Raw genomic sequence first — 12497 nt, 5'->3', positions numbered from 1 at the left:
TAGGGCGCGCCGGGCAGAGGTTGAGAATGGCTATGGTGCTGGTTTGAGCTATTCTTACATAACAGTTGAGTCCGAAATTGGTTATCCTGGGGCCCCTGAATCCTACGGGCAACATTATTACAAAGTACAAAAGGGTCATCTGGGGGCCTATGTGAGATGGCGCCACGACCGAGTTCTTTCGAGCAGGTTTCTACTCAGATTATCTGTAGCGGCTAGATATTCGCCCCCAGTTCAGATACCCGCGATGACATTTACTACACAATCGTCGTTTTTCGGTCCCCAATCGAAAACACTCCTTGCCCACACGGTCCCTTTATCGGAAGTCGGGTTTTCGATTGGGATAGTCTACCGTTTCCATCGTTAGCTTGCTGAGTAGAAGCGAATAGAAAGTGGGATTTTCCGTGTTCGCCTATTCCGTTTGAAGTAATTATCATGTACATCTTCATGTATGCTATCTACCTGTTTTCGGCGGTCTCCCTGGTGGGGCTCACGCTGGTGGGCATCGGCGGATTTCTGGGTCCCCGTGGGTTCCTGGGAATGAACCATCCGACGCTGGCCCTCATGGTGAGCATCCTCTTTCTGGCGGTGGAGGTGCTGGTGATGTTCTTCTTCGTGGGCACGGGGGTGAGCGTCAAGGAGTACGTGCGTGACGAAGGGGCCGACCCCGTCTTCCACCGCCGCTCCATCGCTCTGAAGCGGGTGCTCTACCCCCCCACGATGGCGGTAACGCTGGCGGTGATGGTCACCTTCATCCTCGGCGGCGCGGTGGACCGCCGGTCGCTGTCGCACTGGTGGCATCTGGCAGGCTGGCTGCTCTCCATGGGGCTGTTTCTGCGGGCGCTGAAAGTGCAGCACAACTGCCTGAAGGAGAACACGGCCATCATTCTGGAGATGGTGGGGCTGGCTGGGCAGCAGGGCAGCGCTCCCCGCTCCGACGGGAACTAGATGCAGGGGCCCTATGAACGCCAGCTGGGGCTGCTGCTCGCGGCGGTATTGGGATCGCTGGCCGGACATCCGGCCCCGGCCCAGGACGAGTCCCAATCCAGCCAGACGCGGCACAAGCTGTTCCCCATTGAGCCGAAAGCCTATCTGCTGGGGCACTTCCGGCCGGATACGACGCCCGACTTTGTGCGCCTGTCACCAACGCTGACAAGCGACCCGAGCGCCTACCTGCGTAGCGCTGCAGCGGCGGCGGTGGCGGAGCTTGTCCAGGAGGCAGCCGGGGATGGCGTACGGCTTGTGGTGATCTCCGCGACGCGCAGCTTTCAGGGACAGCGGATGATCTGGGACAGCAAATTCACCGGCGAGCGCCTAGCCGTGGGGCGCAATCTGGCGCATGATTATCCCGACACCACGGCGCGCTGCCTGGCCATCCTGCAATATTCGTCGGCGCCGGGGACCTCGCGGCACCACTGGGGCACGGACCTCGACTTTAACCGCACCGACCGGGACTACTGGCGCGGGGGCGAGGGTCTGGCCGCGCTAACCTGGCTGGAACGCCACGCCGCCCGCTTCGGCTTTGTCATGGCCTACCCCCCGGACAGGGGGCACGGTTACGCCTACGAGCCGTGGCACTGGTCCTACCAGCCCATGGCGCGGCCGCTGCTGCGAAACTATTATCACCAACTGGTGGGGCCTGATGATATCGCCGGATTTGCGGGTGCGGGAGCGGTGCGGAAATTGAAGTGGAAAGAGTGGTATGTCTACGGAGTCAACGAGGTTTTGAAGTGAGCGGCGTTCAAGATTGGCTAGCGGTCCCCGGCTGTTGAGTCAAGGAGCCTCTTCCTCGCTTTCTTCGTCATCCTCTTCATACTCAAAATCCTCTTCCTCAGCGTCATAATCTTCATCCCCAGGTTCGTAGTCCTCAGCATACTCCTCATCATCCTCGCGATAGACCGGCCCGCCGGGCTGCTCATAAGGCGGGTAGGCGGCTGGGGCATATCCCGTTTGCGCTGGCGCCGTAGCGCCCGCCTCAGGCGGGGCCGGGGGCGCTTCTGCGGCTTTGCGCAGCTGCTCACTTGGCAGGCCCATTTTGGCGGTCGCAGGCGGCCTGGTGAGCTGGGTAATCACCAGCGGCAGGAGCGTCAGGACCAGCAGGCCCAGTCCCATGGCCAGCCCGCCCATATTGAACGTGTAGCTGCCCCACATGGTCTGCTCCAGGCCGTAGGTCTTGACGGCTGACGCCGCCAGAATAGCGCCGAGTCCTGCGGTCACCTTGGTCAGGCTGTGGATGATGGTGGTGGAATCCTCGGCCTCGGACTGGTTCGCGCCGAGATGGGCGGCCAGCAGGTAAAGGAGCCAGAGAATCAGCCCCCAGCTCACGGTGATCAACGTGACAAAAAAATCGCCGGCGGTCAGGGCCAGCAGGCTGGATAGAAAGACCAGGACCACAATGATGCGGCTGATGAGCACCCGGGATTCCCGCGACATATGCACTCCTGTTTCGGGTCAGAGGGTGGTGCAGCGGCCGCCCGGCTAAGGCCGGCCACATTGACAACCCAATTTCCGCGACCCCGTCGCAAAATGCAAGTGCTAATATGGCCCGGACCCTTGTTCCGTCTGGCCAGTGCGGCAGCCTGTTGTGGCGGTATCAGCCGGAGCCGAAGGTGGCTATTACCCGCGCGGGGCCATAATTTCCCGGCAATGGGGCACAAGAAAATACGCACCGCCGTTGTAGGCGTAGGTTACCTGGGCCGCTACCATGTGGAGCAGCTGCTGCAGATACCGGCAGCTGATCTGGTGGGGATATATGACCTCAATGGCGCCACCCAGGAGGCAATCTGTCAACGCTATCAGGTCCACGGGTTCGCCAATCTTGAGGAGACGTTGGCGGCGGCGGAGGCCATATCGGTGGTGGTGCCCACCGATCAGCACTTTGTGGTGACCGAGCAGGCCCTACGGGCCGGGCGCCACGTCTTCGTGGAGAAGCCCATCAGCCAGACCCTGGCTGAGGCCGATGCGCTGTTGCGGCTCGCGGAGCAGCAGGACCGGCTCATTCAGGTGGGCCATATCGAGCGGCTGAACCCAGCTGTCCAGGCGCTGGAAAAGTACGATCTGGCCCCCCGGTTCATCGAAGGACACAGGCTCGCCCCCTTCTCCCCCCGAGGCAGCGACGTTCCCGTGGTGCTCGACCTGATGATCCACGATATTGACGTGGTCCTGCACCTGGTAAAATCGCCGCTGAAAACTGTACGCGCCAACGGTGTCAGTGTTATCACCGATTCGGTGGATATCGCCACGGCCCGCCTGGAGTTCGAGAACGGTGCGGTGGCCAACCTCACGGCCAGCCGCATTTCCCAGAAGCAGATGCGCAAGCTGCGGCTGTTTCAGCACGAACTCTACGTGAGCGTCGACTTTCTGCAACAGCTGACGGAAGTCTACCGACTGGTAGCAGAAGGCGAATCGCCGCCCGAGGCCACGCTGACCATGCCGCTGGAATTCAATGACCGGCGCCGGCTCATATCCTACGAAAAGCCCGATATCATTGAGAGCAATGCGCTGCACCTGGAGCTGGGCAATTTCATCCGGTCGGCGGCGGGCCTGGAAAAACCGGTGGTAGACGGCTATTCGGCCCGGGCAGCCCTCGATGTGGCGATTCGTATTGAAGCGGCCATCGCTGAGAGTTCGTGACGGGCTGCCGCAGTGGCTGGCAGGTGGTGATCGTGGCAGCTGCGGGTGAGGCTTCGCCCGCAACATGAGGACGACGTCCAACGGGGCGCCCCGCTATTTTATCGTGGCCGGTGAGGCGTCCGGGGATCGTCACGGCGCCTCCCTGATGGCCGCCATGCGGGAACGCGACCCCACGGTCCAGTTCGCCGGCATCGGCGGCGTGCGCATGCAGGCTCAGGGCATGGAGAGCCCCTACCACGCCGAAGACCTGGCGTTAGTGGGATTCTGGGAAGTATTAAGGCGGGCACCGTTTATTTTACGGGTGCTCAGGCGGACCAGCCAAAGGGTGCGCAACTGGCGGCCTACGCGGGTGATACTCATCGACTATCCCGGCTTCAATCTCCGGCTGGCCCGGCGCGCCCAACGGGCCGGCATCCCGGTTACCTATTACATCAGCCCACAGCTGTGGGCCTGGAAAGAGGGGCGCATTGCCACCATCCGGCGCTACGTAGACCAAATGCTGGTCATCTTTCCGTTTGAGGTGGAATGGTACCGGCAGCGCGGCGTCCAAGCGCAGTTTGTGGGGCACCCCATCCTGGAGGAGTCGCAGCCAAATATATCCCGGGAGGCCTATCTGTCCGGTCTGGGGCTTGATCCAGCCAGTCCCGTTCTGACCCTGTTTCCCGGCAGCCGCCAGCAGGAGCTGGAGCGGCATCTGGAACTATTCAGTGCGGCCGCGGGCCTCATGCGCGGGGCCCTGCCGGAGCTGCAGGTGGTGCTGGGCCTGGCATCCGGTCTCAACCCCAACCGCTTGCCGGCCCGCCTGCCGGAGGGAACCATCGTGACAGCGGGGCAACCGCGCCTGGCCCTGCGTTATGCCGATGCCGCCATCGTGGCCTCGGGCACCTCCACCGTGGAAGGGGCGGTGTGGGGCGTGCCCATGGTGGTGGTCTACCGCGTGGCGCCATTTTCGTGGTGGCTGGGTCGGCGGCTGATCAAACTCCCCTATGTGAGTATGGTCAATATACTGGCAGGGGAAGAAGTAGTGCCGGAGTTTCTGCAGCAGCGCGCCCTGCCGGCACCGCTGGCCGAGGCGGCCCTACGCTATTTTAAGGACCGGCCCCACCGTGAGACCGTGCTGGCCAGGCTGGCCCAGCTGCGGCACTCCCTTGTGACCCCGACAGAGCAGAGTAACTCCGGCGCAGGGGCGTCCCAGCTGGCGGCCCGGGCCATCATGGAGCGGCTGTGACCGAGGCCGCGATCGCCACGCCGTCCCTGGGCAGGCGTTTGTTGTACCCGCTGGGACGCTGGCTCATTACGGCCTTGCTGCGATCGAACCGGGTGGTCGTGCACGGGGAGGATCTCCTGGAGCAGGCGCTGAAAGGGGACCGGGCTATTTTCGTGGGCGTCTGGCACTCCCGGCTCCTCTACCCCGTCTGGTATCTGCGCCGCTACCGCCCCCTTGCGCTCGTGAGTAAATCAAGCGATGGGGAGCTGCTGGCGGGACTCCTTGAATCGTGGGGTTACCGAACGCTGAGGGGCAGCAGTTCCAGGGGCAGCAGCGAGGCGTTGCGAGCGATGCTGCGGCAGCTGGACCAGTCCGGTGTCATGCTGGTCAACGCCATGGACGGCCCGCTGGGGCCGGCGCGGGTGGCCAAAGTAGGCGGGGTGGCACTGGCCGCCAAGAAGGATGCCCTGCTCATCCCCATCGCCGGAGTGGCCACCCGGCATTGGACGCTGGCCAACAGCTGGGACCAGTTTCAGCTGCCCAAGCCCTTTGGCCGGATTATTATCCAGTGCGGACAGCCTCTGGAGGTGGACTCTGACCTGCCGGATGACGACATCGCCCTGCTTCTGGGACAGGAGATCGACAGGGCGGAACAGGAGGCCGATGCCCTCGCGGCGCGCGCTGGCTAGGCTGCGTCCCTTGCTCTGGCCCGTGTCCATGTTCTACTGGGCCCTGTCCTGGTGGCGCAACGTGTTCTACAATATCGGCTTTTTTATTACCCGCCGGGTGTCGGTGCCGGTCCTGTCTGTGGGGAACGTGTCTTTGGGTGGTACCGGGAAGACCCCGGCGACCCTATTTATTGCGCAGCACCTGTTACATCTCGGCTACCGGGTAGGTATCGTGAGCCGGGGTTACGGCCGTTTGTCATCGGGCCACAGGTTGGTGAGTGATGGCCGGGGGCACCTGGCCAGCCCGGAAGACAGTGGGGATGAGCCCCAGCTGCTGGCCAGGCGTCTGCCGCAGGTGCCCATTGTCGTGGATGAGGACCGCTACCGGGGCACGGTGGAGTTGATCAAGCAGTTTCAGCCTGAGGTGGTCATTCTGGACGATGCTTTCCAGCACCGTGGGCTAGCGCGTGATCTCGATATAGTCTTGCTGGATGCCAATGCCACGCTCTCGGATTACCGCATTTTTCCCAGTGGGGCACTGCGGGAAAGCCTGGCCGCATTGAAGCGCGCCGACCTGGTGGTCTGGACCCGCGTCAACCTGCGCCCGCCGCCCCAGGAGCTCAGGGAGCGGGTGGCCGGGATGGGCATCCCCCAGATTCAGAGCCACATGCAGGTTGGCGGGCAGCTGGTTGCTGTGGGCGGGGGCGAGGCCGTTTCGCCGGAAGAATTGCCGGGCGAGGGGGTGCTTGCATTCTGCGGGATAGCCGATCCGCATGGCTTCTATGGGGCGCTGATGTCGCTGGGCCTGGAGCCGGAGTCGGTGCGCTATTATCCGGATCATCATCGCTATAGTGAGGAGGATTTGGCTGACCTGTCGGAATTGACCGAGGACGACCGGCTGGTTGTCATTACGACGGAGAAGGATGCGGTGAAGCTGACCCCGGAGTTCGTAGCTGCTCACCGCGTGTACGCCGTTCGCATCGAGTTCATCCTGGCCGGACCCGACCTGGAGGCGTTTGAGGCCCTATTGGCCCGGCACCTGCCCCTGCCGCAGGCCTCACTGGCTGCTGGGGAGGCCTGATTACCCCGTGTCAGGCGAAAGCTAGCGGGGGTAATCCGCTAAGCATCCAGCTCCTTGAGGATGCCGATCAGGTCCACGACCCTGTTGGCGTATGCCCACTCGTTGTCATACCAGTTCAGGGTCTTGACAAAATTGCCCCCAGTCACCCGCGTGAAGGGGGCGTCGTAGATGGATGAGTGGGGGTCGCCGATGATGTCCCGGGACACTACCGGCGAGCTGGAGTAGGACAGGATGGGCTTCAGGCGCGGTGAAAGGGTGGCCTCATGCACGGCCTGGTGGATATCACCGGGGGTGACTTTCCGTTCGAGTTCAACCACCAGATCCACCACCGATCCGTCGGGCACAGGCACGCGGGAGGCGATGCCGTCCAGGCGGCCCTGCAGCTCGGGCAGCACGAGACCTACGGCTCTCGCCGCGCCGGTGGTAGTGGGGATAATGTTCTCCGCCGCCGCCCGGCTCCGGCGCAGGTCCTTGTGAGGCACATCGGCCAGCCGCTGATCATTGGTATAGGCGTGGACGGTGTTGATAATACCCTCCACGATGCCAAAGTTTTCGTGCAGGATTTTGGCCATGGGCGCCAGGCAGTTGGTGGTACAACTGGCGGTGGAGATGATGCGATGTTCGGGCTTCAGCGTGTCCTCGTTCACGCCGATGACCACAGTGATGTCGATATCATCCTTGGCAGGCACGGTCAGCACAACGCGCTTCGCGCCGGCCGCCAAATGGTGTTCCAACTGCTCGCGGCTGGTGAACATGCCGGTTGATTCCACCACCACATCGATGTCCAGTGCCCCCCAATCAAGGCCCTCCAGCTCGCGCTCACTGAGCATTTTCACCTTGTCGCGGGAAGTGTGCAGGTATCCAGCGCTGGTGGTGACTTTTTCGGGGAATTTGCGCATGATCGTATCGTATTGCAGCAGGTAGGCCAGGGCCTCGTGATCGAACAGGTCATTGATGGCTACGACGTTGATGTCGTCCCGCTCGTGGAGGATACGGTAGACGGTGCGGCCAATGCGGCCAAAGCCATTAATGGCAACCCTCATGCCATACCCCCTTCCCGGTCCAGCCGGGCATAGGCCTGAATAAGTTCCAAAAGCCGGGCGGCATGTCCCCAGCCATTGTCGTACCAGCTCAGGGTCTTGATCAGCCGGTCTGCAGCTTTCACGGTGGCCCGAGTGTCAAAGACCAGGCTGTGTCGGTTACCGATGACATCGCTGGAGACGATGGGGTCGGTGGTGACCTCGACGATGTCCGGCATGGCTACCTCTGCTGAAAGCATGGCCTCGTTCACCGCCTCGACGGTGACGCCGCTCTCCTTGAAGCGATAGGTCATGTCGACGCACGACCCATCGGGGACAGGCACGTTCAGAGCAATGCCGGCCAGCTTGCCCTTGAACCTCGGCAGAATAGTGCCGATCCACTGGGGGGTGGGTGAGGCGTTGGGGATGATATTTTCGGCGGCGGAGCGGCTGCGGCGGAAGTCCTTGCCGGCCAGATCGGCCAAGGGCTGATCGCTGGTATAGGCGTGGACAGTGGTCATCAGGGCCTGGTCGATGCCGAGCGCCTGGTCGAGAATATCCAACATCAGCGCGACGGGCGCGGTGGTGGATGAGCCGGCGGATATCATGCGATCCTCCGGGGATATGGTAGCTTCATTCAGACCCATGACTACCAGCCGGTCAATCTCATCGCCAGGCAGGGTTGAGAGTAGAACCCTTTTGGCCCCCGCCTTCAGGTGCGCCTCCATGTGGGTTCTGAGGGGATATTTTCCAGTAGCATCCACGACCAGGTCAACGTCGTAGTTGAGCCAGGGGGCATCGCCCGGCGCTACTCCCATGATCATCTGGGTGGTGCGGTCATCCTCCAACTGCAGCCGGTCGTCATGCAGGCGCACGGCGTGGGTGAAAGTGCCGTGGATGGAGTCATGCTGCAACAGGTAGTGCAGAATTTCCGGCCGTCCCACGTCGCTGATGACGACGATGTCCACGTCTTCCGTCTCGGAAGCCAGACGGTAAAGGTTGCGCCCGATGCGACCGAAGCCCATCAGGCCGACTCGAATATGATGGGACTCAGTCCCCTTGGTTGACATGCGGCTCCTCTCGTGACCAGCGCTGTCGTGCGCGTTTGATCCGCGCCTTGCAAGCCTTGAAAAACCGGCGGAAAGCTACCGCTATCTTCCGATAGGTAACAAGGGCTGTCTAGTCGATACTATAGGTCTGGGCGCTGGGGAGCAGGAAATGACGGCGGAACACTACCCGGCGGCGACGCCTAACACGAAGATGATGCCCACAAATGCCAGCATCAGGGGCCAGCCGGTGAAGAGGAACTGGCGTCGGCTGGGATCTTCGAAGACGTGCACCTGGAACTCGTGGACAGTAACGCCACCGTGTGAGTCGATCACCTCGAGAACCACATCGTTGGCGCCCTTTTGGATATCGCGCGGCCTCCATTTGAACAGCCCCGTGCGGGTATTGAAGTCCGAGTAGCGGGGCAGCCGGGTGGCATGGTACTGGAATTCGTCACTGTTCAAGTCCTCCGCCACCAGCCGGTAGCGGTATTCGAAATTGTTGAGCGCCACCGGACGGGGCTGGGAAATGATGCGGGGCAACATATTGACGAACAGGGTCGCGGCCTGGCGGTCCACCGCATGCCCGTCGGACACCTCCACCTCGAACTGCTGCCAGTTCAACTGCTCCAGCGATGGGAGCCAGGTGACCATGCCGCGTGCATCGATCTGCATGCCATCGGGGTGTTGGATCAGGCGGTAGCTGAGCTGCGCGTCCGTGTTCTTGTCGTCCACCCGGACCTGATAGCTGAAGCGCTGCTCACTGATGGCTAGAGTATCGGGCTGGGATATAATGGCGGGCGGGTAGTTGGCGTAGATCTGAAAGGCCTGGTCGTCCCGGGTAAAACCGTCGGATACCGACAGGCGTACCTGATGGTAGCCGGCCTGGCCCAGGCTGGGGCTCCAGGTCAGGAGTCCGTCGTCGTCCACCGTCATGCCGTCAGGAAAGCTCCTGAGGCTGTAGTGCACAAAGGGGATTCGCTCGGCCGTGTATTTGGGCATGATGCCCCGCCCCCCCTGAAAGAGCTCCCACAGCACATCTTCCAGCTCAACGAAGCCCTGCTCGGGACTGTGGATCACCAGCACCAGTTTGCCCTCTTCCACGAAGGCATGCTTGACATGCTGTTTAAGATCGATTCGCGCCGCCTGGGCCACCTCGCCCTCCGCCGGCCGGCGAGGTTTGTTGACATAGATATTTTTCATTTCCCTGAACTGGGCGAGGTAGCGCGGCAGATCGCGCCTGATCTTGTCATCCTGGAGCTCCACTTCGTAGCCCACAGTGCGGGCAATATTGGTGACGACGGTAGGCCGCCGATACTTCAGCAGGCTGCTGGTATTTTCATCCCTTATGGTGATGGGGTAGCGATACTGGCGTCCCACAATGACCGAGTCGGGGGGAACGGATGTGACGCTGATAGGACTGTTGACAAAGACAATGCCCCGGAACCTAGTCTCATCAATTCCATCGGACAAGGTCACCACATACCGTGACTCATTAAGGTCCCGATAGGTTGTGGGCCACAACAGATTACCGCTGGAGTCAATGGTCATGTCCACGGGACCACTGGCCAGATCCCAGCGTAGCCGCTGGCCGGCGTTGGGGTCACGTCCTCGAAACGAGAGCTGCAGTGAATCCCCCGCCAGCACGACCACCGCCGGCTGTGGTCCGCTGACGATCTTCGGCTGGGCGTTGACCAGCACCCACCCAACCTGAACATCTTCGGCCGTGCCATCGGAAATGCGCACCCGGTAGCGCTGGGTGTCGATCTGTGACGGCGCAGGGGTCCAGGAAATGAGGCCTGAGGGGTCGATGGTCATGCCGTCGGGCGCATTCGAAAGCGAGAAGACTTGCTGCCGAGGAGCACCGGGTTGGAAGTAGGCGACCTGATACCTGTACGGCTTGTTGATATGGGCGACGCGCGGGCCGGCCGAGGTGATGGTGAGCCGTGCATTCACGTTGAGCGTAAAGGTTTGCACGTCCTTGTCGAACCCGTCGCTCACCGAGACCACCACCTGGTAGTCATCATGGTGGGTTTCGTTTGTTCGCCAGTTGAGTATGCCGTTGTGGTCCAGGAACATTTCCTTGGGGCCCGATTCGAGGCGGAAATCGAGGCGGGCGTCAGGATTGGCGTCATGGGCTACGACACGGTAGGCGAACAGGCTCCCCGCCAGCAGGTTCAGGTTTTCGGGCTGGCTGGTGATGGTGGGGCGGTCGTTGACATAGAGTAGCATCCGGTCGCGAAATACGACGGTTTCCGAGAGGAGTACCGAATCGGTGACGGCGGCTTCGGGCCTTACCCCCTGGTAGAAGGTGATTTCGTAGGCTACGTGCCAGGCACCCATTTGCTCCTCAGTAGGTTGCCAGACGATGGACTGCCGCTGAAAGTTGAACACCATACCGGGCGCCTTTTGGATGAAGCGGAAGCCAGAGAACTGCTCGGCTCGGTCTGCCAGTACGTTTTCCAAAAATTCATCCCCGACGTACAGCAGGTAATCCGGCGTCTGGTGCGGCGGGAGCGCGCGGGGATCGGTGGCAATGGGCAGCTCAGGCAGATAGACGGCCCGGCCCTCGGTCTGCGGCTCATCGGGTCCGGAAAGCGGCTCCGCTGGTGTGGGCTCACCCAGTTCCACAACCGGCACGGACTGGAGCGCCAGTTCGCTCATGTCGGCCAGGGCCAGGAGGATTCCCTGATCGGTCTGTATGGGGAGAGCGACAGTCACCGCGTCCCCCGCCAGGGTGTAAAATGGCACGAAGCTCGAATATACAGGGGACCTACCCGCCGGCGGCAATTGTGTGAGCAACTGAGCGCTGGTGAGCGGGGCGATAAAGCGGGCGTCGTTGGTGCTGATGGTGCCGTCGTCGGCCAGATAGATAAGCTCGGTGGTGCCGTCACCGTCGAGATCGATGGCAGCCAGGTCAACAAGGTTGGTGAGTTGGGTCGCCAGGACTGTCGCACGCAGCCTTGTATCGGCTATGCTCACCAAGGTGAGGGAACCGTCCAGATGAGAGAGGATAACCTCTTGCTGGCCGTCGCCATTGAGATCGCCAGTGGTGCTTGCGCCGGGGCGCAAGCGTGCGCCGGCGGGTAGTGCGATGGGCATCGCCGTGAGTCCGTCCGGGCCACTGATATAGGCCAATAGTTTCGGCGGCCTACCGTCGCCGATGGCGAGGAAGTCGATGTGCTGGTCGCCGTTGAAATCGGCCAGGGCCACAGAGAGCGGCCAGGGGCCAGACATGAGTGGCTTGGGCCGGAGCACGTCTCTGGCCCGTAAGCCGTCCGGCCCCATATCGGCCACCAGCAGCATGCGATCGGGGCTGCCGATGGGGATCACCAGTTCATCGTCGCCGTCGCCGTCCAGATCTGCAATCGCCAGCTGCCTCGGCCGCAGATAGGAGGTGCCGCGGCCGCGGTAGTCCCACAGAAGAGAAGGGTGGGCCGAGAATGAGACGGCAGCCGTATCCCAGGCAAAGACGCGCAGCCAGGCGGGCACCACGGTGTCTGCCTGTGCCTCGACGTGCAACAGGATTGTGATCTCCGGCAGTCCGTCGCCATCCAGGTCCGTAATCCCGGCATCCACAATCCGGCTCAGGGTTGAGGCGTCCAGCCGGTAGCGCCACAAGACGGCCAGGCTGTCGGGGCCGGCATGCTCGTAATAAACGGCCTCAGATGGCGCCAGAGTATCTACCGGATCATGAATAGTGAGTAGTTCGAAACGACCGTTAGCATTCATGTCCCTGCCCGCTTCAACTACGCGCACAGATTGTCCCGGGGCGTCCAGGCGTTTGATACTCAGTTGGGCGGAGAGGGCTCCGACCAAGAGCAAAAACAGCAGTAATATTTTGTG

At 61.9% G+C, this 12497-nt stretch carries 10 protein-coding genes; 6 read left to right on the top strand and 4 right to left on the bottom strand.

Going from position 1 to position 12497, the window contains the following annotated elements:
• The first annotated feature begins 432 nt into the window (after nt 1-432).
• Together IH971_02895 and IH971_02890 are read left to right on the top strand one after the other, a co-directional pair.
• Entirely contained in the window at nt 433-945 is a 513-nt protein-coding gene (locus tag IH971_02895) for a hypothetical protein (GenBank protein MCH7496782.1), read from the top strand.
• The gene (locus tag IH971_02890) at nt 946-1731 is read left to right on the top strand and encodes a M15 family metallopeptidase (GenBank protein MCH7496781.1); all 786 of its coding nucleotides are present in this window, start codon (nt 946-948) and stop codon (nt 1729-1731) included. It abuts the gene before it with no gap.
• Nucleotides 1732-1770: 39 nt separating this feature from the next.
• Here the strand turns inward: IH971_02890 and IH971_02885 are convergent, their stop codons facing one another.
• On the bottom strand, nt 1771-2430 hold the full coding sequence (locus IH971_02885) for a hypothetical protein (protein ID MCH7496780.1): 660 nt from the start codon (nt 2428-2430) through the stop codon (nt 1771-1773).
• Between the two features lie 213 nt (nt 2431-2643).
• Between IH971_02885 and IH971_02880 the strand changes: the two genes are divergently transcribed.
• The 4 genes from IH971_02880 (at nt 2644) to lpxK (ending at nt 6586) form a co-directional block, all read left to right on the top strand.
• Entirely contained in the window at nt 2644-3630 is a 987-nt protein-coding gene (locus IH971_02880; protein ID MCH7496779.1) for a Gfo/Idh/MocA family oxidoreductase, read from the top strand.
• A gap of 64 nt (nt 3631-3694) precedes the next feature.
• A complete protein-coding gene (lpxB, locus tag IH971_02875; protein ID MCH7496778.1) occupies nt 3695-4858 on the top strand; it encodes a lipid-A-disaccharide synthase in 1164 nt (387 codons plus the stop codon).
• A complete protein-coding gene (locus IH971_02870; protein ID MCH7496777.1) occupies nt 4855-5526 on the top strand; it encodes a DUF374 domain-containing protein in 672 nt (223 codons plus the stop codon). Before lpxB ends, IH971_02870 begins: the two co-directional genes overlap by 4 nt.
• Nucleotides 5501-6586 (top strand): tetraacyldisaccharide 4'-kinase, encoded by a 1086-nt coding sequence (gene lpxK / locus IH971_02865; GenBank protein ID MCH7496776.1) that lies wholly within the window; start codon nt 5501-5503, stop codon nt 6584-6586. The genes IH971_02870 and lpxK overlap by 26 nt, the downstream gene beginning before the upstream one ends.
• Nucleotides 6587-6624: 38 nt before the next feature.
• Here the strand turns inward: lpxK and gap are convergent, their stop codons facing one another.
• The 3 genes from gap to IH971_02850 form a co-directional block, all read right to left on the bottom strand.
• The gene (gene gap / locus IH971_02860) at nt 6625-7629 is read right to left on the bottom strand and encodes a type I glyceraldehyde-3-phosphate dehydrogenase (GenBank protein ID MCH7496775.1); all 1005 of its coding nucleotides are present in this window, start codon (nt 7627-7629) and stop codon (nt 6625-6627) included.
• Nucleotides 7626-8675, bottom strand: coding sequence for a glyceraldehyde-3-phosphate dehydrogenase (locus IH971_02855; protein MCH7496774.1), 1050 nt, complete (start codon nt 8673-8675; stop codon nt 7626-7628). The genes gap and IH971_02855 overlap by 4 nt, the downstream gene beginning before the upstream one ends.
• A 162-nt stretch (nt 8676-8837) precedes the next feature.
• The gene (locus IH971_02850) at nt 8838-12383 is read right to left on the bottom strand and encodes a VCBS repeat-containing protein (GenBank protein MCH7496773.1); all 3546 of its coding nucleotides are present in this window, start codon (nt 12381-12383) and stop codon (nt 8838-8840) included.
• Between the last annotated feature and the right edge of the window lie 114 nt (nt 12384-12497).

The sequence above is a fragment of the Candidatus Neomarinimicrobiota bacterium genome (assembly GCA_022560655.1).
In the GTDB taxonomy this organism is placed as follows: domain Bacteria; phylum Fidelibacterota; class Marinisomatia; order SCGC-AAA003-L08; family TS1B11; genus JADFSS01.
The sequence above is the reverse complement of the archived record's forward strand: the minus strand, read 5'-3'. Positions and strand labels throughout refer to the sequence as shown.